The sequence below is a fragment of the Mesorhizobium sp. NFR06 genome, from assembly GCF_900115245.1.
GTDB lineage: Bacteria > Pseudomonadota > Alphaproteobacteria > Rhizobiales > Rhizobiaceae > Mesorhizobium.
In genome coordinates this window covers 19275-38877 of sequence record NZ_FOVT01000023.1, presented here as the reverse complement: position 1 = coordinate 38877, position 19603 = coordinate 19275, and the positions used below count along the sequence as shown (strand labels likewise).

The window sequence follows — 19603 nt, the reverse complement described above, 5'->3', positions numbered from 1 at the left end:
TCGGCCCTCCAGCTATAGGTAATGCTCGCCCTCGGCCCGGTGCTCGAAGCAGAACCAGTGCGGCGCTTGCTTCGGCTGGGCAAAGCCCCAGCCGGCATCCTTTGCGCAGCCTTCGTGCTCGCAGACGTGGTGCTGGACACCGGGCGGAGTGGCATATTCAGGTCTTGGCACTCGGATTTCGTCGCTCATATACAACAGTGAACAAAATGAGAACAAATCTGTCAAGCGCCTCTTGACCGGCGCCGCCGCCGTTCCTCATTTCAGGTCATGCCCGAGCAACCCGAGAAGTGGCCTAGAGGTGCCGCATGGACCCTGACCCATGCCCATGACGCGGGGCAAGTGGCGGGTATCCGCTGCGCCCGCTGTAGGGTCACGCGCTACTACAAGCCGGCAGAGCTTCGGGAGGTGATCGGGAACGTCACGATTGACGAGGTGCGAGACAAGGTGCGCTGCCAGGAATGCAAGAGCAGGGAGTGGATGAGCGCCCAACTCTTTCATCCGACCGGAGAGCAGGCGCACACCATACGATACAGGCGTCTCGTGGAAATCAGGTGGGAAAAGCGGGTCATCTGGCGGGACGAGTAGAGCGGCTCGGGCCTTCCCTCACCGGCGGCACCCGTCTATCTTCTCCCACACGTTTTGTCGGGGAGCTTTTTCAAAATGCTGTTCACTTACTCGGCGCGGATCGTAGCCGTGCTCGCCTTGGTGCTTGGTGTCCTCCAGCTCGTGCTGTTTTTCTTGCTCGCAGATAACCCCGATGAGCTGGCACGATATGCAGGACGCGCCTCACCCGCCCGTGTTTTGGATCGGGGCGTCTACGCCATACTTCTTTCTCTTGCTCTCGGCACGCTGTCAGAGATCAGCCTGTCGCTGCGGCTTCGGCAGAAGGGCGATCGCGTTGCGCCTGACCGCACTTGATCCGTGTCCGGTGGGGGCGAATTAGAGGCGTTTAGGTTTGGCCGGTAGTTTGTACCGCCCCGACCCGCGAAGCCTCTCAAACGGCGCCGCGGGACATAGCGCAGGACCTATCGGCATTTGCTGGCGGCCCCTACGTTGTAGCGGGGGAGCTTCTGTATCTCGCGGGACAGCGCCTTCATCGTGTTCTCGCCATATTCTGCCGACGCGCTTCCGTCCGCGTGGCCTTGGATGGCGTCCATGTATCGCTGCTCAATCCCCACGTCGCGGGCAATGGTCTTGAAGCGGTGCCGCCAAGCATGATTTGGCTGCACACGCGGGTCTGTGATCCCGACGGTATCGCGCACCCACTCACTCACCTTGCCTCGGGCATAGCCGGCCCTTGATGACCCTGCCTTACGCTGGCGCTTACTTTCAGCATAGAACAGGGGCCCGCCCTTCGCCCCCTCGACCATCTTCAGCAACCCCTGTTCCACAAGGTGGGGGTGAAGGGGGACAATGCGATACTCACCCGACTTCACCGACCCGGCCTCCGGGGTGATGCGAATGCAATGGATACCATGCTCGACTGTGAAGTCCTCTTTCCGCAACTGCGCTATCTCCCCAGCCCTCGCCCCGGTGTAAGCACAAATCCAAGGGAGCCAGCGATAAACGAGCCTGTTCACTGGAGACGTGTTGCCGGGTGCGTCCGGGGCCTCCAGAGCCGCCTTCAGAACCTTTACGGCCTCGTCGTCCGTATACCCCGAGGACCGCTCACGAACCCGCTTGGGAACCTTGACGCGGACGGGCGAAACCGGGTTTCTCTCAATCTTGAACTTGGACACCCCAGCACCGAACACCGCGCGTAAGGCAGAAAGGTACTTGTCGCTCACGGTCTTCGCCGCAAGCCCACGCTCATGCCTCAAACCTTGAGCCCAGTCCGCCACGTCCTTGGAGGTCACACGGGTGGCGTCCTCGTGGCCGAGGTAGGCAATGAAATCATCAATCTTCTGCCGATGATCGCGCGGGGTCCGCTTTGACTTCCCGTCCGCAAGGTGATCGCGTTCCCAAAGGTCGAACAGGTCACCGATGGTGATACCCTTCGCGGCGCTTTGGCTGGGCGCTGTCAGCTCCGGGAACCGATCCGCGTTGGGGTCAGGGCGGTAGTCACCCCTCGCCTGCCGCAGTAGTTGCTCTGCCGCTTGCCGGTAGGCGGCGTGAGCTTCCTGAATTAGGCGCATCCGGCTGGCCGCGTCCGTGGCGAGGCCGTGGTCCAGCAAAAGCTGATCGGCTGTAGGACCATACCATCTTTCGAGAGCGCCGCTGTCGCCGTCCAGCCGGCTCAACAGCTTCAGAACCTCCTCCCACACTTCAGGCTCCCCCGGCTCGACCCGGAGCAGCGCCATCTGTCGCCGGTAGAGTTCCCCTACGAGTGCCACGAGTTGGATATGGGGGAGCGGTTCAGGGACCGCTCTTAGCGCCTTCCACCGCAGAGCGACCTTTGCGGCCTCTTGCGCGAACAGGGCTTTCGCTTCGGCGGGGTCCTTGGTGTGGAGCGAGTAGAGAAGTTCAGCCTTCCCCACCTTGCGCCTCAAGTCGGCGGGGACGCGCTGTCGGAAGTAGTAGACGCCTGATTTGCTTTTTTGTGGGCTGGGCATAGGTAGGACCATGTGTAGCACCTCTGTGTAGAACCGAGGTCGCTCCAAGTCCCTGATAACGCCTATCTTTCTGATTTCCAACAGAAAAATCTGGTGCTGCGAGAGAGGATTGAACTCTCGACCTCTCCCTTACCAAGGGAGTGCTCTACCACTGAGCTACCGCAGCCTGCGATGGCGGCGCTTCTGCCATATCGAACCGGCAAGCGCAAGGCCAAGAAAAACCCAAAGCGTCGCATGTGATTCTGAGCCGCCATTATGCGGTTTGGAACGGCATGCATGGCTGATCCACAGTGTGAAACCCGCCGGACGGCCTGCTGTCATGACATGGCCGTGCTAAAATGGTAGAGCGTTTCACCGTTTCATGGAAACGGCGAACCGCCCTATCTTTTGTTTGGGCGCAATTCGGGACGGAAAACCGTCTCACACTTTCCCGGAATTGGTCGGGGCCATTGCAGACTCGCGGCCGGCGGGCCACCGGTCAGGGATTGGACGATGAACGACAAGGCAAATCCAGCGAAAAAGGGCGGCGGCGAACGCAAGGACCGGCTGGCGGAGGCGTTGCGCGCCAATCTGCAGAAGCGCAAGGCGCAGGCGCGTTCGCGGCGCACCGGCAGAGCAGACGAAAGGCCGGAAGGGTTGCCGGCTGCTGGAAAAATGCACAAAGGCTGACCAAATCAGCCATACTGGCCGGCCAGAGTGGTTCGGACCTTTGGTAAGGAATCGGGGAAATCCTATTTCTTGAACCAAGCCGGCCAATGGTCTAAGCCGGGCGCACTCAACCGATTGAAGCGGCCTGTTCAGGCTGAGGGGACGTTTTCTCATGGATCGCATCAGAATTGTCGGCGGCAAGCAGCTTGCCGGCACCATTCCGATCTCGGGCGCCAAGAACGCGGCGTTGCCGCTGATGATCGCCTCACTGCTCACCGACGACTCGCTGACGCTCGAAAACGTGCCGCATCTGGCCGATGTCGAGCAGCTGATCCGCATCCTCGGCAATCATGGCGTCGACTATTCGGTCAACGGCCGCCGCGAAAAGCAGCAGGAAGGCTATTCGCGCACCATCAATTTTTCCGCCCGCAACATCGTCGACACAACGGCACCCTATGAGCTGGTCTCGAAGATGCGCGCTTCCTTCTGGGTGATCGGGCCGCTGCTTGCCCGCATGGGCGAAGCCAAGGTGTCGCTGCCCGGTGGCTGCGCCATCGGCACACGTCCGGTCGACCTGTTCCTGGAAGGCCTGCAGGTTCTCGGCGCGCAACTGGACGTCGACAATGGCTATGTCATCGCCAAAACCAGGAACGGCCGCCTGATCGGCAACCGCTACGTCTTCCCGAAAGTCTCGGTCGGCGCCACACATGTGCTGATGATGGCGGCCTCGCTCGCCAAAGGCGAGACGGTGCTGGAAAATGCGGCTTGCGAACCGGAAATCGTCAATCTCGCCGAGTGTCTCATCGCCATGGGCGCCAAGATCCATGGCGCCGGCACCTCGACCGTCACCATCCATGGCGTCGAGGCGCTTTCCGGCGCCCGGGTGCGTGTCATCCCCGACCGCATCGAGACCGGCACCTATGCCATGGCCGTTGCCATGACCGGCGGCGACGTGATGCTTGCCGGCGCCCGGCCGGACCTGTTGCAGACCGCGCTCGACGTGCTCGTCGAGACCGGCGCCGAGATCACGCCGACCAATGAGGGCATCCGCGTCAAGCGCAACGGCGCCGGCATTGCGCCGGTCGACGTCACCACCGCCCCCTTCCCCGCCTTCCCGACCGACCTGCAGGCGCAGTTCATGGGCCTGATGACGATGGCCAAGGGCAAGTCGCGCATTACCGAGACGATCTTCGAGAACCGCTTCATGCATGTGCAGGAGCTCGCCCGGCTCGGCGCCCACATCACGCTTTCCGGCCAGACGGCGATCGTCGACGGCGTCGCCAAGCTGAAGGGCGCGCCGGTGATGGCGACCGACCTGCGCGCCTCGGTGTCGCTGGTGATCGCCGGGCTTGCCGCCGAAGGCGAGACCACGGTGAACCGCGTCTACCACCTGGACCGCGGCTTCGAGCGGCTGGAAGAAAAGCTTTCCGGCTGCGGCGCGGTGATCGAGCGGATTTCGGGCTGACGCTTCGCAAGGCGGGCACCGCGGGGGAAGGAAGATTTCTCCTTCACAACTAGCGAAATTCCGGGCGAAAGCGTGCCGTCTCCCCGTCACTATATGGGGAGAAGATGCCGGCTGGGCGACGAGGGCAGCGCGAACCGCAAGCGATTGCCTTTGGTTGCATCCGTGCCGAGGTTGCACGGACCGGAAAGACCGCCTAACAGAAGGCTGAAATCAACCTTAGGTGCGAAAAATCCCGCATGGCAGCCCTCAAGCTCATCGCGCTCGACGACCAGGATCTCAGCATCGTCTCGGCGCATGTCCAGGACGCCGTGATGAAGGTCTCCGACCTCGAATACCTGCCGGCGGCCAAGCGCTTCGTGCTGACCATGAACCGCTTCGTCTGGGAAGCGAAATCCGGCTTGTTCCGACAGCACAATGAACGGCGGCAGAGCGTTCTGCATTTCGACCGGGTGCTTGGCGCCAAGACCAGCGGCATTGCCCGCGACAAGCCCGCCGAGGTGCTGTCGCTGCTGGCGATCAGCTTCATCGCCATCAGCAAGCCGGCCGGCATCGTTGAGCTGGTCTTTTCGGGTGGCGGCACCATCATGCTCGACGTCGAATGCATCGAGGCGCGGCTTGCCGATATCGGCGGATCCTGGGAAGCCACTTCGCGACCCATGCATAGGGGCTGACGCGCCATGGCTATAACGCTCCGCCAGCAGGACGCCGACTTCGAGCAACGCTTTTCGAGCTTCCTCACCACCAAGCGCGAGGTGTCGGCCGATGTCGACGCCGTCGTGCGCGACATCATCGGCCGCGTGCGTGCCGAAGGCGACAAGGCGCTGATCGACTATACGCTGAAGTTCGACAGGGCCGACCTCGGCGAGCTCGGCATCGCCGTCTCGAAGGACGACATCGCCACGGCCTATGAAGCGGCCGATCCGGCCACCGTCGAAGCGCTCAAGTTCGCGCGCGACCGCATCCGCTCGCACCACGAGCGGCAGAAGCCGAAGGACGACCGCTATACGGACGCCGCCGGCGTCGAGCTCGGCTCGCGCTGGACGGCGATCGAAGCCGTCGGCCTCTACGTGCCGGGCGGCACGGCGAGCTATCCGAGCTCGGTGCTGATGAACGCTGTGCCGGCCCGGGTCGCCGGCGTCGAACGTGTCGTCATTGTCGTGCCGGCCTCCGGCGGCGTCATCAATCCGCTGGTGCTGGTGGCGGCCGACCTCGCCGGCGTCTCCGAGATTTACCGCATCGGCGGCGCGCAGGCGGTCGCGGCGCTCGCCTATGGCACGCAGACGATCACGCCGGTCGCCAAGATCGTCGGCCCCGGCAATGCCTATGTGGCGGCGGCCAAGCGCCAGGTGTTCGGAACGGTCGGCATCGACATGATCGCCGGGCCGTCGGAAGTGCTGGTCGTGGCCGACGCCGACAACGATCCGGACTGGATCGCGGCCGATCTGCTTGCACAGGCCGAGCACGACGCTTCGGCGCAGTCGATCCTGATCACCGACAATGCCGAATTCGGCAAGGCGGTCGAGCAGGCGGTCGAACGCCAGTTGAAGGTTCTGCCGCGCGCCGAGACGGCGGCGGCAAGCTGGCGCGACTTTGGCGCGGTGATCCTGGTGCCGGCGCTCGAAGCCTCGCTGCCGCTGGTCGACAGAATCGCGGCCGAGCATGTCGAGCTTGCCTTCGACGAAGCCGAGGATTTTCTTTCGAGGATGCGCAACGCCGGCGCCGTCTTTATTGGCCGGCATACGCCGGAAGTCATCGGCGATTACGTGGGCGGCTCCAACCACGTGCTGCCGACGGCGCGCTCGGCGCGTTTCTCCTCGGGTTTATCCGTGCTCGATTTCGTCAAGCGCACCTCGATCCTGAAGCTCGGGCCGGAGCAGCTCAAGGTGCTGGCGCCCGCCGCGATCGCGCTTGCAAAGGCGGAAGGCCTGGATGCCCATGCCCGCTCCGTCGCGATCAGGTTGAACATGTAGCGATGTCCGGCCGCGACGAAACCCGCAACAGGCTGATCGACGTCGAGCTCGACGAAACGATCGGACGTTCGACACCCGACGTCGAGCACGAGCGGGCGGTGGCGATCTTCGACCTCATCGAGGAAAACAGTTTCCGGCCGGTCAATGACGATGGTGCCGGCCCATACAGGCTGAAGCTGTCGCTGGCCGAGCAGCGCCTGGTGCTCGCCGTCAGCCGCCAGAACGGCGCCGACGTGGTCACCCATATCCTGTCGCTGACGCCCCTGCGGCGCATCGTCAAGGACTATTACCTGATCTGCGAAAGCTATTACGAGGCCATCCGCTCCTCGACGCCCAGCCATATCGAGGCGATCGACATGGGCCGCCGCGGCCTGCACAATGAAGGCTCGCAGACGCTGATGAATCGGCTCGCCGGCAAGATCGAGATCGACTTCGACACGGCGCGCCGGCTGTTCACGCTGGTCTGCGTGCTGCACTGGCGAGGCTAGATCAGGATGACGTTTCCTTGAATCGCCATGCTGACCTAACTCTTTGTTGGAGCATGATCTTCTCCGAAAACCGGTTCCCAATTATTGCGTGCGCTGACCTCCGGTTCGGGATCATGCTCTAATGCTGGCCGCCTTGCCGCATTCGATCCTTTTTTTATGCGGCATGAACGCCGTGCGCTCGCCGATGGCGGAACAGCTGGCGCGACGGCTGCTGCCGGCCACCACTTTCGTCGCCTCGGCCGGCGTGCGCAGCGGCGAGCGCGACCCTTTCGTCGATGCCGTGCTTGCCGAGGAGGGTCTGACGCTCGGCGAGCGGCAGCCGAGAACGCTGGAGGATCTGGAAGACGATTATTTCGACCTGATCGTCACGCTGGCGCCGGAGGCCCATCACGCCGCGCTGGAGCTCACGCGTTCGCTCGCCGTCGAGGTCGAATATTGGCCGATGCCCGACCCGACCGACACCGGCGGCACGCGCGAGCACATCATGGCCGCCTATCGCGACGTGCGCGAGCGGCTGAAGGCCCGCATCAGCAGGCGTTTTGCCGTTCCCGACCCGAAAAGCGCCGCCGATTAAGCATGTTCACAAGCGGTCGATTATCATATAGGTTCCGCGCAAATTCCGGCCGGCCGCCGGAACAGCCATCCAAGCAAAGGTATCGAATGCCGAAGGAAGAAGTCCTCGAGTTTCCAGGTGTGGTCACCGAACTGCTGCCCAATGCGATGTTCCGTGTGAAGCTCGAAAACGAACACGAAATCATCGCCCACACGGCCGGCCGCATGCGCAAGAACCGCATCCGCGTGCTGACCGGCGACAAGGTCCTGGTCGAGATGACGCCTTATGACCTGACCAAGGGCCGCATCACCTACCGTTTCAAGTAACAATCCGGCCAGAACCGCGATGAGCACCCTGCAGAAGCTCGTGCTTGCCTCGGGTTCTCCGCGCCGCATCGAATTGCTGCAGCAGGCCGGCATCGAGCCGGATCGGGTGCTGCCCGCCGATGTCGACGAAACGCCGCAGCGGGCCGAGCATCCGCGCTCGCTGGCCAAGCGGCTCTCCAAGGACAAGGCCGAGAAGGCGCTGGATTCGCTGAAGAGCGAGCACGACTATGGGCCCGCCTTCATCCTTGCCGCCGACACGGTCGTGGCGGTCGGGCGGCGCATCCTGCCCAAGGCTGAGACGATCGACGACGCCATCAATTGCCTCGGCCTGCTATCCGGCCGCTCGCATCGGGTCTATTCGGGCATCTGCCTGATCACGCCGGGCGGCAAGCTGCGCCAGCGGCTGGTGGAGACCAGGGTCCGCTTCAAGCGGCTGCCGCGCGAGGAGATCGACGCCTATGTCGCCTCCGGCGAGTGGCGCGGCAAGGCCGGCGGCTATGCCGTGCAAGGCTTGGCTGGCTCCTTCGTCGTCAAGCTGGTCGGCTCCTACACCAACGTAGTCGGCCTGCCGCTTTATGAAAGTGTCGCGCTGCTTTCAGGCGAAGGTTTCAAAGCGCACCAGAAATGGCATGCCGCGCGCTCATGAGCCTGGACGACAAGATAACGCCGCTGCGGCCGAAGCGACCCTGCCCCGAATGCGGCAAACCTTCGTCGCGCGAGCACTATCCGTTCTGCTCGGCGCGCTGCAAGGACATCGACCTCAATCGCTGGCTGAAGGGCGCCTATGTCATTCCCGGCCGCGACGGCGAGGAGGAAGAAGACGATAGCCCGAAGCCTGGCCCCACGGACGAGGAGTGAGGCGCCAAGCCGCCGTTTCGCAACGATTTTTCCGTCCTGACGAAATCAACGGCCAAGCGATTGATTTCACGCAATTCCGGAACGGAAAACCGCTGGGCACTTTTCCTGGAATTGCGAATATTTTCACGCAATTCCGGAACGGAAAACCGGTGGGCACTTTTCCTGGAATTGCGATTATTTCACGCAATTCCGGAACGGAAAACCGCTGGGCACTTTTCCTGGAATTGCTCTGGACAGGCAGGATTGCCGTGCTATAACCCACGCGCTTTCAAGGGGCGCCGCTGCGTGCCCTTGCGAAATCCGGCAGGCGAATCCCGTTAGCCGGCACAGGCCCAGATAGCTCAGTTGGTAGAGCAGCGGACTGAAAATCCGCGTGTCGGTGGTTCGAATCCGCCTCTGGGCACCATCCCCTCCTCTCCCGATATCCCTTTTCGCCGAAGCGTCTACGCTTCAGTCTCCGCAAATGGCTGAATTTGCTTCGTTTTTCGGCGCGAAAGAGGTGCTAGAGCGAGTTTCGTCGCGGTTTGGCAAATTTCGTCCAACGGCGAGGTGTTGGTATTTGTTGGTATCTGAGAACCTGTTGGTATCGAAGCACCAATAGGAGGTCCCACAAAATGGCTCTCTCCGACGTGAAATGCCGCAACATTCGGCCCGCGTCCAAGCTCCACAAACTGTCCGACGGCGGTGCGCTGCAGCTATGGATCCAGCCATCTGGAACAAAGCTATAGCGCCTCGCCTATCGGTTCGATGGGAAGCAGAAGCTGCTGTCTCTGGGTAGCTACCCTGTCATTTCACTCGTACTGAGGCTGTCGAGCGCGCGGGCGGCGCGGCCAGCCTGAGCTGGTGCTGTTTCTTTTTATCTTCGACGTGAGGTCAGACCGTCGTCGGTTATCATGCGGCTCAGAAAATGCCCGGCGCCGCTTCTTCTCAAAGCACGCACCAAAAATATCTAACCCGTTGGTTCAGTCAACTCTGTGGTTCATCGCGACGGGTGCCATCAATCGATGGCGCGGAACCGCTGCTGCCAGCAAGTACGAGGCAGGGCCATGTCGCGGCGTGGGGAGCATGGCGGCTCGCAAACACCGGCCACGGACAAAACGACGCTGTCGGGCGTTTGTCGGGGCGACAAACAGCAATTGTTAGCTGATCGCACGCCAGGGTCGCAGTCTCCGGCGTCCAGGGCGAACCACGCGCGCCAAAAACCTGCTCGACCGTCTTGAGGCAAGTTTCTGGCAGACATTTGCGCCGTGTTGTAGACTGGTTAGGGGCGATGGGAACGAAGAGGTTGGTCGGCAGTGGTTGGAAATGCTGCGCGGCGCCGTTTGGCTGCCATCCTAGTGGCCGACGTGGTTGGTTACTCCCGCCTCATGGAGGCGGATGAGCTCGGCACTTTTGATGTGATCAAGGAACGGCGAAGGGAGATCGTGGTGCCGGCCGTTCGAGAGCACGCAGGTCGAATTGTCAAGTTCATGGGCGACGGAATCCTGGCCGAATTTGCTAGCGCAGTAAATGCGGTGAGTTGTGCACTTGAACTTCAGCTCCGCATGGCCAAGGCAAATGAAACGCTAGCAGATGCTAACCGGATCAGATTGCGGATAGGCATTAACCTAGGCGACATCATAGAGGACGAGTCGGATGTCTACGGTGACGGTGTTAACATCGCCGCTCGGCTTGAAACCCTGTCCGAGCCGGGAGGTATTTGCATTTCGGGCCAAATGTACGACGCGATTCAAGGAAAGCTCGAGATTTCAATCGAGGATATTGGGGAAAGCTCCCTCAAGAATATATCCCGGACAATTCGCGCCTATCGCATCAGGCCCAGCGACGCAGAAGGAGACCAAGAAGCCCAATTTTTAAGGGGCAACGAGCGTACGACGGTGGCGGTATTGCCGTTCGCAAATATGTCTGGCGACCCAGCACAAGACTATTTCTCGGATGGAATAACCGAGGACATAATCACGGAGCTTTCCCACTATCAACATCTGTCAGTGATTGCACGTAACACGACAGCTCTGTTTAAGGATCGGTCCATAAACGTGGCGGAGATAGGCCGCAAGCTTCGGGCTGATTTTGTGATCGAGGGAAGCATTCGGCAAGCCGGCAACAGGGTTCGTGCTACAGTTCAACTCATTGACGTTCAAACTGGGACTCATGCGTTCGCAGAAAACTTCGATCGGAAAATTGAAGACATATTTCAAGTTCAGGACGAGATCGTTGATGCTATTCTTGGTCGGCTTTTCTACAATCTAGATGAAGCAGCAAGCAAAGCTCGTCAGCGAAATCCGACGACAAGCACCACCGCCTATAGTTTGTGGTTGCGCGGCAGGCAGGCTTCGAGAAATGGCGATGAGGAGGATGCTATAAGCTGCCTGAATCAGGCGATCAAAGTTGATCCTCAATATGCGAGAGCGTTGGCCATGTTGAGTGGCCTGTATGGCTATAGACGATTCACCGGATCCGCACGTGACACTCATATGAAAATCGCCGAACTATCTCGCGGATACGCTGAAAGAGCTATCGCTGCCGACAAGACAGACGCCTACGTGCTTGAACAGGTAGCAGCTGCGTACCTAATGCTCGGTGATGGAGACAATGCAAGACGATACTCTGATAGTGCAAGTTTGCTCAATCCGCGTGACATCTCCACGGCCGCCACACGCGCACTAGTTCTCGCCTTCATAGGCGAACACAATCGCGCACGGGAAATAATTGAACGTGTATATCGGGCTGAGCCACGCGTGCCGCCGGGATGGACGGTTATCTTGGCAGACGTACAGTATCTAATGCGTGACTTTGAAGGAGCCCTTAAGACCTACAAAACAGTTAACGGCGCACCTTTCTATGTAAGATTGCTTCAGTCGATGTGCCTTTCCCAACTGGGGAGGATCGATGAGGCAAAAGCAATTCTAGGCGAGGCACCGACAGGTTTCGATATTCCGGCATTCGCCCGCAATTGTGCAGGCATGTGCGCGCTGGCCGAAGACCGTGAATTGTGGTTCGAGGGGTTTCGCAAAGCAGGCGTGGATGTTTACGGCTAAAGCGGAAGACGAACTTCAGCGCGGAATTTCCCGCGTTGCCGTTCCCTTGTAGCAGGTCGCTGACAAAATCTTCCGGTCGCACTCCGGAAATCAGGTTCTTCTCCATTTCGAGGGTGTAACCGTTCTTGTCTGAACATGCGGCGCATAGCGCAGAACGGCGCTAGAAAGGGCAATTCGGCAGGCGGCCTACGCGGCGCTCGCGGACGGAACAGCATCTGCCGCTTATAAGCCCGCTGGGCGGCTTGATGGTCGTCACCCCTGAAGGACACCAGCCGCGTAGCGATCGCCACTGTCGGGTCATCTGTCGCCAAGACAAGGCTGCTCCTGGCCGGGATTTACTTGAGCCCCCTGTTGCTGTAGGCGCACAGGATCGCCCCATCACAGACCATGCCGAGCGCCGCGAGATCGTAGCCGCCGATCCAGCCGTCCTTGAGGTCGATGATGAGGATTTTCGTCGCCGGATGCGCCACCTCGCGCGAGGCTGGTGACCGGCTCGAAGCGCCAGACGAGATAGGCGTGGAGTTCGGGCCAGGGCCGGAAAACATCGAGCCCGCCTGCCGGAAAATCGCGAAAGCGCCGCGCCGGCACCGCGCGCTCGCAGGTCTCGAAGATCCATTGCGCGACGATGTGTGCGGCGCGGCGCTTAGGCGGGGCGGCAGCGCGAAACGAACTGCCATTCAATATTGTCTCGTACATTTTCGATAGAGCGCTTATCCTTGCGTCCGATCAACCGTGAAGTTCGTGTCGGAACGCAGCATCAAGGCGACGCCCGCGCTTCCTACCAGTTCTGCCTGGCACCTAGCGTTTTGGGATTGAGTGTTGCGCGGCGCGGCAGCACGTAGGGGCGACCCATGCAGCTCAGTTCAAGCAGCTTCGCGAACGGTACGACGATCCCGCGGCGTTTCACTTGCGACGGTGAGGATCGTTCCCCTCCCCTCAGTTGGACCGGCGCTCCGACCGGAACCCGCAGCTTTGTCCTTCTCTGCGATGATCCGGACGCTCCGGCGGGGGTCTGGCATCACTGGGCGGCCTATGACATTGCGGCCGATTGTGTAGGGTTGGCCGAAGGCGCTGGCGAGCACGCCGGCAAGCAAGGGTTCAAGCAGGCAACCAATGATTTCCGACGACCGGGTTACGGTGGTCCCTGCCCACCACATCGCCACGGCCCACACCGCTACCACTTCCGGCTGCTTGCGCTGTCGATCGATCACCTGCCATTCGGCAACGACCCATCGTGTCAGGGGGTCGAACGAGAAGCGCGCAAGCATCTCCTGGCCGAAGCGGTTCTCGTCGGAGTGTATGAGCGATGATGGTCTTCGCTCGTATGAACTCAGGCAAGTTGAGGAAGGCCTGCGGGTCATCAGCGACATCACTGATCGCAATGGCCCCGGCCGATACGCGTCATGCGGATCTTTCTCTGTGGCGACGTGATGACGGGGCGAGGCATAGACCAGGCGCTTCCACATCCGTGTGACCCTCGTCTTCATGAGCGCTATGTGAAATCGGCCATCGACTATGTCCGGATGGCGAACCAGCCGATACCGACGCCCGTCGACTTGCACTACATCTGGGGCGCAGCGCTGCAAGAATTGAAGCGGGCGCGCCCGGATGCCAGCATCATAAATCTCGAAACCAGCATTACGCGCTGCGACGCCTATGTCGCCAAAGGCATCAACTACAGGATGAGTCCCGAGAACGCCGCCTGCCTCGTCGCCGCGCGGGTCGACTGCTGCGTACTGGCTAACAATCACGTTCTTGATTGGGGGCGCGCTGGGCTGCTGGAAACCCTGGCGACGCTCGAGCGTCTGCGAATCAAGACCGCCGGAGCGGGGCGCAACGCCGCCCAAGCGAGCGCCCCGGCGATTTTGGCAGAAACCAATGCGGGGCGCACACTTGTTTTTTCGTTCGCCTCGCAGACCAGCGGCGTCCCCCGAAACTGGGCGGCGACGCATGATCGAGCCGGAGTAAATTTTCTACCTGCGCTTTCCGATGCGACCGTCGCTGCGATCACCGACCTGGTGGCCGATGTCCGACGAGAGAATGATGTGGTCGTGGTCTCCCTTCATTGGGGACCAAACTGGGGCTACGACATCCCGGAGGAGCAACGATGGTTCGCCCACGAATTGATCAACAGGGCCGATATATCCATCGTTCACGGCCATTCATCGCATCATGCCAAATCCATCGAAGTGTACAAGAACCGCCTTATTCTCTATGGCTGCGGTGACTTCCTGAATGACTATGAAGGCATCAAAGGCCACAGGGAATTCCGGTCCGACCTCGCCCTGATGTATATCGCTGACCTTGGTCCTGGAAGCAATCTGGCCGCGCTCGAACTGGTGCCCCTCCAGATCCGCCGTTTCCAACTCATCCAGGCGGCGAACAGGGACGTTGCCTGGTTGCAGCAGACCCTGGACCGGGAAAGTCGGCCGTTTGGTACGCGCGTTGGGACTGCGCCAGGCGGGAGGCTTGCGCTGTCCTGGCCGACAATGTGAGCTGGCGGTGGGCACGGTCATCCAATTGAGCTACGATGAGCGATCGAGCACCGCGAAAGTGGCCGTGGTTTCGCCAGGTGCGTCCGGCGGCCCTGCTTCGCTGCTCGGGAGCACGCGTTTCTTGTGAATGGCGCTCGTTGCCATGACCACGCCGATCGTCCTGCCCTGGCCGTTGCAAAGCCTCTTGGAGGCGGCGACGCGGGCGGTGCTGCAACCTAGCGATCAGCCTCACATCGATTTCTCGCGGCCGATCGGCGAGGCCGGACTGGTATCGCCGGATTCCGTGTCGTGGCGCGTGTTCAAGAACCCGCTTTCGCTGTTCATCGGCGGTGTCACAGCCGTGATCATGGAGCTTGCCGAGCCACGCGTGCGCACTGGCGTATGGGAACATACGTCTTTCCGTCTCAATCCAATTCGGCGGCTCCACAGCACGGGGCTCGCTGCCATGGTGACGATCTACGGTTCCCGCACCACGGCTGAGGCCATGATCGCCCGCGTTCGGCGGATACACGACCGGGTCGCCGGCGTGACATCGTCAGGCGAGACGTATTGCGCCAACGACCCCGATCTTCTGGACTGGGTCCAAGGCACGGCGGTGTACGGCTTTGTCCAAGCTTATCACACCTATGTGCAGCAGCTCTCTGCATCGGAGCGCGACCGCTGTTATGCCGAGAGCGTTCCCGCCGCGCGCCTTTTCGGCGCCACAGGCGCACCGGAATCGGAAGCCGAGCTTGAAGCACTGTTCCACGCGACAGCCGCACGGCTGGAGCACTCGGCGATTGTGCATGAATTTCTCGCCATCATGCGTTCGGCGCCTATCCTGCCGCTGCCGCTGAAGCCGGCTCAGCGCCTGCTGGTAGCGGCTGCCGTCGATCTGGTGCCTTGTTGGATGCAGGCGCAGTTGAGGCTCACCGGGCACGATTTACACGCTTGGGACGCCCAGGTAGTCCGGCAGGCAGGGGTTTTGGCGGATCGCCTCGTTTTGGAAACCAACCCGGCCGTTCAGGCCTGCCGGAGGATGCGCCTTCCGGCCGACTATTTGTATGTCCATCGCAGCGCAGTCGGCGCCCGTCCATGATTGTCTTGTTCACGGATTTCGGATTGCACGGCCCCTACACGGGTCAGATGAAGGCCGTGTTGCATCAGATGGCGCCGGGCATCCCCGCGATCGACCTCTTCTCCGACGCGCCGGTCGGCAATCCCAAGGCGTCGGCCTACCTGCTGGCGGTCTACGCGGAGTGGTTTCCTGCGGGAACCGTCTTTCTCTGTGTCGTCGATCCAGGCGTCGGAGGGACGCGGCCATCCGTCATCGTCGAGGCCGACGGTCGCTGGTATGTCGGCCCCGGCAACGGCCTGTTCGAGCTGATCCAGCGTCGCGCGGCTGAGACGCTCAGTTGGGATATCGACTGGAAGCCGGAGCACCTGTCTGCCAGCTTTCACGGGCGTGACCTGTTTGCGCCGGTCGCGGCCATGCTGGCACGCGGTGAGCGGCCGCCCGGCAGGCCGCGCCTGGATGAAGCAGATCGCCGTAGAGACTGGCCGGAGGACCTCGCCGAGATCGTCTATATCGACCATTTCGGCAATGCCATGACCGGCCTGAGGGCGGCCAGGCTGCCGGCAGGCGCAAGGCTCGCCGCAGCGGATCGCGTCCTGGAGGGCGCGACGACCTTCAGCAGCCGGCCGCCAGGCACGGCCTTTGGTATGAGAACTCTAACGGACTTGTCGAGATTGCTGTCAACCAAGGGCGCGCGGACGGCGAACTCGGCCTCGTGATCGGCAGTCCGGTGGAGATCGTCCTTTGAACGAAACCGGTTGTCCGTCACGGCGTTGATCTATTGCGATGCGCAAATCAACAAAACGAGGCCCGGGCGCCGATCTGCCGAAGCTGCGAAAAGGCGATGACAAAGCGCGGGCGAAGACCGGCAACAAGCGCCTTGCCGAGCAGATCCGCAAGGTTCTTGCCAAGCACTATGCGAGCAAATACCGGGCGAGGTGAAAAACGCGATCGCTGCACCAGGAACGAGCATGAAGGGAGGTTGTCATGACCGACGGTATCGCTCAGAAAACCTGCACGCCCTGCCGCGGCGGCGTTGCGCCGCTAACGCAGGAGGCAGCCGAGGGCTATCTGTCCCAGACCCCTGGCTGGGAACTGAAGGAGGAGGCGCACCTGCTGCGCCGCAACTTTAAATTTGCCGACTTCCGTCAATCGCTCAGCTTCGTCGACAAAGTTGCCCGACTGGCGGAAGAAGAAGGGCATCATCCCGACATCTGTTTCGGCTGGGGTTATGCAGAAGTCTCGCTGCAGACTCACAAGATCAAGGGATTGCACGAGAACGACTTCATCATGGCCGCGAAGATCAACCTGCTCGCCGGTTCGTAGAGAGGCACTCGGCACCCCACGACCGGAACGGTCCAAAAGTTCGCAGTCATGATTGGCCGGTAAGCGCGATTTCCGGACAATCTATCGTGGTGCCTCAGAGCGCTACCAAAGAGGCTCGTTGATCAGTGATCGCGCAACATCTCCCGGAGTATTTCCTCGACCGGGTGCGGCGAAATACCAAGTTCTTCAAATCCGGGCACCTGCGGCGATGACACGTTGTCGACCTGCATCAGTTCCACTTGATTCCGGGTGACAGGCGGACTCGCAAGCATTTCTGCGGCCCATGCGAGCGCGTGCCAAGCGGCAAATGGCACAGGGACCAGTATGGGTATAAGGCCGGCTTGGTGTGCAACGGCTCTGAGAAATTCCTCGTAAGAGTAAATACGAGGACCGCCGCACTCATATGTCATCGCATGCGTCCCCTGCAGCGCTCTTGCGGTCGCCTCTGCCACATCGCCCACATAGGCCGGCTGCAATCTCGTCAGGCCGCGACCGAACATCGGATAGATTGGAAGCCGTCGGAGAAGTTTGAGGATAATGGTGAGAAATGCGTCGTCCGGTCCGAACATCACCGCCGGGCGGATGATAGTGGCGTCTGCAAACGCGGCGCGCACCACCAGTTCGCCTTCGCCACGCTTGCGGATGTAGAGCGAGGGCGAGGCAACATCGGAGCCGATTCCTGAAACGTGAACAAGCCGTTTTACGCCAGCCCGGCGTGCTTGAGCTGCAACCCGCCGGGCCGACTCGACATGCACGGAATGAAAGGTCTCCTGTCCGTGTTCGACATAAAGACTGACCGCATTTACAACACCGTAAGCACCGGCAAGTGCATCGGCGATCGCCCGCTCATCGTGGATATTGGCTTCGACCGATTGAAATTGCGGATCATCAGAACCAAACAACTTCTTGGCCCGCTCCGGATGTCTTGATGCAATCCGAACGAAAGACCCAGCTTCGCGAAGATGCCGAACAATGCGGCGGCCGAGAAACCCGGTTCCACCGAACACGGTGACGACGCGATGGTTCATGGCAGCCATGGCTCGGACTTTGTCGGCTCATGTCATCCGTCTCAACCCGGCGGTTCAGGTCACGTGAATGGCACGGCTACTGACCACTATCTACCATCTGGGCTGCCTCGTACAGATTGGGGTCGATCTCGTCCGATTTGTTGGTTTGCCTACGCCACCATCGCTGCGCAGCGCGAAAACTCAAACAACTTGAATGTGTTAGAGCCAACACAATTGCATCAGGACCGGCGATTGGAACATGCGAAAAGGCATTCTGACAAATTCCTAATGCGCGTTCCGTTCCGCCAGCAAACGCCGGAACAGGTCGAGCGTTTTCATTGTGGCCGGCTGCCATGATGGCGGGAAATTGAAGCTTGGCGGCGGGGCATCAGCTGATAGCGCGCCCGATAAATCTGTCCGCCGGACTCCATCATCAGGTATAGTCCCTAAGCGATCGCCGACGGCGGAGGAGAGAGCAAATGTCCGTGGATGCGGCACCGAGAAAGGTGGATGCCGAATATGCGATTGAATACCTCCAGGAACATCCGGAGGCCGGGCTTTGCTGCGAGGATCGGCGCTGGTGGATTACGCCGAACGCCAACGAGACCGATCAGCAGGTCCTGCTTCTTGATGTGGTCGAGGCTGAGCGGCTCAAAGATGATCCTCGCCTTCGATTGTTGTCCGGGATCGCTCATGCGCGCCGGTCACTCTGGGTCGTTCGGAGAATGACTTAACTACGGGCCATCTTACACCTTGTGCGCCAGACTGTGCGTAGACAACGCGGCTGCACGTGGGGGCACCGTCTCCATCCGTGAACCTGCCGCTTCGCCTAAGCCATTCGGCCGGTTATCCGGCGATCCGGCATCATAAGCCTTCGAAGCATCGCCATGGCGCTGAACCAACCCCGCGTCCGCACCGCTCGGGCCGGTCGTTGGCAGGTGTCGAATGTGAGGAACTTTTCTAACCCGAGCCATGTGCCGAAGAAATTAGCGGCTGGGCTGTCCGAAGAGAAAGGCGATCAGTACGCACTCAACGTACTCGTCGCTGCTCCACCAGTTCTGTGCCGGCGCGCCTTCTCATCATGTTTCCAGAAAACCCAGTCCGCGGTAACATGAGACAGAGGGACATGCACCAACCTCAGAAAGGGAGGTCCGCCATGAAAGTCAAAGACGCAATGCACAAGGGTGTCGACTGGGTCAGCCCCGAAACCCCCGTCACCGAACTGGCGAAATTGATGCGAGCCGAGGACATCGGTTCGATTCCCATCGGAGAGAACGACCGGCTGATCGGAATGGTGACCGACCGCGACATTGTCTGCAAAGGACTGGCGAAGGACGGTTTCGACAGCCGCACCGCGACGGCGCGCGATGTCATGACGGCCGGCATTCACTGCTGCCGCGAAGACGACGATCTGGCCAAGGCCATGCGGCACATGGAGGAACTGAAAATCCGCAGGTTGCCGGTTATCAACAAGAGTATGCGGATGGTCGGCATCCTCAGCGTCGGCGACGTCGGTCAGTCGGCGCCGAGGGAACTTGTGTCCGAATACGTCAAGAGCGTTTCCGCCCACCACCACTGAAGGGCGGCTCGCCCGGCGGATAGTCGATATCCGTCGGGCTTCGCCTATGCTCTCGATCGAAGACCTCGACCGGCCACCGCTCGCCGGCAGTAATATCCGGTCCTCGTGGCCAAGCTCGATCGCCTCTCGCGCGACATCGGGTTTATTGCCGACTTGATGGCCCAGCGTGTTGTTCATCGTCGCAGAACTCGGTGCCGACACCGACCCTTCATGCTGCACCGCGACAACGCACTGGTCGAGAAGG

At 60.9% G+C, this 19603-nt stretch carries 23 protein-coding genes, 2 tRNA genes and 1 pseudogene; 21 read left to right on the top strand and 5 right to left on the bottom strand.

The annotated features are described in order from the left end of the window. Window positions 1–12: 12 nt before the first annotated feature. Window positions 13–171 carry a hypothetical protein gene (locus F3H96_RS30750; RefSeq protein WP_188131566.1) on the bottom strand — a complete coding sequence of 53 codons (159 nt, stop codon included), beginning with the start codon at window positions 169–171 and terminating at the stop codon, window positions 13–15. Between the two features lie 489 nt (window positions 172–660). Here F3H96_RS30750 and F3H96_RS27725 point away from each other — a divergent pair, with 489 nt between their 5' ends. Then, a complete protein-coding gene (locus tag F3H96_RS27725) occupies window positions 661–918 on the top strand; it encodes a hypothetical protein (protein ID WP_149804839.1) in 258 nt (85 codons plus the stop codon). Between the two features lie 107 nt (window positions 919–1025). On the opposite strand, the gene F3H96_RS27720 is transcribed toward F3H96_RS27725, so the two are convergent. After that, window positions 1026–2633: a DUF6538 domain-containing protein gene (locus F3H96_RS27720; protein ID WP_244620174.1), complete on the bottom strand. Its 1608-nt coding sequence runs from the start codon at window positions 2631–2633 to the stop codon at window positions 1026–1028. Window positions 2634–2643: 10 nt separating this feature from the next. Then, window positions 2644–2718: transfer RNA gene (locus tag F3H96_RS27715), tRNA-Thr, on the bottom strand. Between the two features lie 326 nt (window positions 2719–3044). On the opposite strand from F3H96_RS27715, the gene F3H96_RS27710 reads away from it, so the two are divergent. The 12 genes from F3H96_RS27710 (at window position 3045) to F3H96_RS27650 (ending at window position 11898) form a co-directional block, all read left to right on the top strand. Beyond that, window positions 3045–3221 carry a hypothetical protein gene (locus F3H96_RS27710; RefSeq protein WP_188131557.1) on the top strand — a complete coding sequence of 59 codons (177 nt, stop codon included), beginning with the start codon at window positions 3045–3047 and terminating at the stop codon, window positions 3219–3221. Between the two features lie 151 nt (window positions 3222–3372). After that, window positions 3373–4665: a UDP-N-acetylglucosamine 1-carboxyvinyltransferase gene (murA, locus tag F3H96_RS27705; RefSeq protein ID WP_149804838.1), complete on the top strand. Its 1293-nt coding sequence runs from the start codon at window positions 3373–3375 to the stop codon at window positions 4663–4665. 236 nt (window positions 4666–4901) lie between these two features. Next, window positions 4902–5336: a DUF2948 family protein gene (locus F3H96_RS27700; protein ID WP_149804837.1), complete on the top strand. Its 435-nt coding sequence runs from the start codon at window positions 4902–4904 to the stop codon at window positions 5334–5336. 6 nt (window positions 5337–5342) lie between these two features. Next, the gene (gene hisD, locus F3H96_RS27695; protein ID WP_149804836.1) at window positions 5343–6635 is read left to right on the top strand and encodes a histidinol dehydrogenase; all 1293 of its coding nucleotides are present in this window, start codon (window positions 5343–5345) and stop codon (window positions 6633–6635) included. Window positions 6636–6637: 2 nt separating this feature from the next. Continuing rightward, window positions 6638–7123, top strand: a complete 486-nt coding sequence (locus F3H96_RS27690; protein WP_149804835.1) for a UPF0262 family protein — start codon at window positions 6638–6640, stop codon at window positions 7121–7123. 121 nt (window positions 7124–7244) lie between these two features. Beyond that, the gene (locus F3H96_RS27685) at window positions 7245–7697 is read left to right on the top strand and encodes a low molecular weight phosphatase family protein (RefSeq protein WP_149804834.1); all 453 of its coding nucleotides are present in this window, start codon (window positions 7245–7247) and stop codon (window positions 7695–7697) included. 86 nt (window positions 7698–7783) lie between these two features. Then, window positions 7784–8002 carry a translation initiation factor IF-1 gene (gene infA, locus F3H96_RS27680; protein ID WP_006200926.1) on the top strand — a complete coding sequence of 73 codons (219 nt, stop codon included), beginning with the start codon at window positions 7784–7786 and terminating at the stop codon, window positions 8000–8002. A 19-nt stretch (window positions 8003–8021) separates the two neighbouring features. After that, window positions 8022–8648, top strand: coding sequence for a Maf-like protein (locus F3H96_RS27675; RefSeq protein ID WP_149804833.1), 627 nt, complete (start codon window positions 8022–8024; stop codon window positions 8646–8648). Then, window positions 8645–8860 (top strand): DNA gyrase inhibitor YacG, encoded by a 216-nt coding sequence (gene yacG / locus F3H96_RS27670; protein ID WP_149804832.1) that lies wholly within the window; start codon window positions 8645–8647, stop codon window positions 8858–8860. Before F3H96_RS27675 ends, yacG begins: the two co-directional genes overlap by 4 nt. Next, window positions 8857–9117 carry a hypothetical protein gene (locus F3H96_RS27665; RefSeq protein ID WP_149804831.1) on the top strand — a complete coding sequence of 87 codons (261 nt, stop codon included), beginning with the start codon at window positions 8857–8859 and terminating at the stop codon, window positions 9115–9117. The genes yacG and F3H96_RS27665 overlap by 4 nt, the downstream gene beginning before the upstream one ends. Before the next feature lie 73 nt (window positions 9118–9190). Beyond that, window positions 9191–9266 (top strand) — tRNA-Phe (locus F3H96_RS27660). Between the two features lie 931 nt (window positions 9267–10197). After that, on the top strand, window positions 10198–11898 hold the full coding sequence (locus F3H96_RS27650; protein ID WP_149804830.1) for an adenylate/guanylate cyclase domain-containing protein: 1701 nt from the start codon (window positions 10198–10200) through the stop codon (window positions 11896–11898). Window positions 11899–12254: 356 nt separating this feature from the next. Here F3H96_RS27650 and F3H96_RS27645 read toward each other — a convergent pair. Then, window positions 12255–12522: pseudogene (locus tag F3H96_RS27645) on the bottom strand (hypothetical protein); the annotation flags it as partial. A gap of 227 nt (window positions 12523–12749) precedes the next feature. Between F3H96_RS27645 and F3H96_RS27640 the strand changes: the two are divergent. The 6 genes from F3H96_RS27640 (at window position 12750) to F3H96_RS27615 (ending at window position 16773) form a co-directional block, all read left to right on the top strand. Further along, a complete protein-coding gene (locus F3H96_RS27640; RefSeq protein ID WP_149804829.1) occupies window positions 12750–13208 on the top strand; it encodes a YbhB/YbcL family Raf kinase inhibitor-like protein in 459 nt (152 codons plus the stop codon). Window positions 13209–13301: 93 nt separating this feature from the next. Further along, entirely contained in the window at window positions 13302–14393 is a 1092-nt protein-coding gene (locus F3H96_RS27635) for a CapA family protein (protein WP_149804828.1), read from the top strand. Between the two features lie 142 nt (window positions 14394–14535). Then, window positions 14536–15471: an oxygenase MpaB family protein gene (locus F3H96_RS27630; RefSeq protein WP_244620173.1), complete on the top strand. Its 936-nt coding sequence runs from the start codon at window positions 14536–14538 to the stop codon at window positions 15469–15471. Next, window positions 15468–16166 carry an SAM-dependent chlorinase/fluorinase gene (locus F3H96_RS27625; RefSeq protein ID WP_210248181.1) on the top strand — a complete coding sequence of 233 codons (699 nt, stop codon included), beginning with the start codon at window positions 15468–15470 and terminating at the stop codon, window positions 16164–16166. The genes F3H96_RS27630 and F3H96_RS27625 overlap by 4 nt, the downstream gene beginning before the upstream one ends. Before the next feature lie 67 nt (window positions 16167–16233). After that, window positions 16234–16389 carry a PTD012 family protein gene (locus tag F3H96_RS27620; protein WP_149804826.1) on the top strand — a complete coding sequence of 52 codons (156 nt, stop codon included), beginning with the start codon at window positions 16234–16236 and terminating at the stop codon, window positions 16387–16389. A gap of 45 nt (window positions 16390–16434) precedes the next feature. Then, window positions 16435–16773: a 4a-hydroxytetrahydrobiopterin dehydratase gene (locus F3H96_RS27615; protein ID WP_149804825.1), complete on the top strand. Its 339-nt coding sequence runs from the start codon at window positions 16435–16437 to the stop codon at window positions 16771–16773. 122 nt (window positions 16774–16895) lie between these two features. Here the strand turns inward: F3H96_RS27615 and F3H96_RS27610 are convergent, their stop codons facing one another. Next, entirely contained in the window at window positions 16896–17810 is a 915-nt protein-coding gene (locus F3H96_RS27610; RefSeq protein WP_149804824.1) for a complex I NDUFA9 subunit family protein, read from the bottom strand. A 449-nt stretch (window positions 17811–18259) separates the two neighbouring features. Between F3H96_RS27610 and F3H96_RS27605 the strand changes: the two genes are divergently transcribed. Both F3H96_RS27605 and F3H96_RS27600 read left to right on the top strand, forming a co-directional pair. Continuing rightward, the gene (locus F3H96_RS27605; RefSeq protein ID WP_149804823.1) at window positions 18260–18514 is read left to right on the top strand and encodes a hypothetical protein; all 255 of its coding nucleotides are present in this window, start codon (window positions 18260–18262) and stop codon (window positions 18512–18514) included. 422 nt (window positions 18515–18936) lie between these two features. Further along, window positions 18937–19359, top strand: coding sequence for a CBS domain-containing protein (locus tag F3H96_RS27600; RefSeq protein WP_149804882.1), 423 nt, complete (start codon window positions 18937–18939; stop codon window positions 19357–19359). The last annotated feature ends 244 nt before the right edge of the window (window positions 19360–19603 follow it).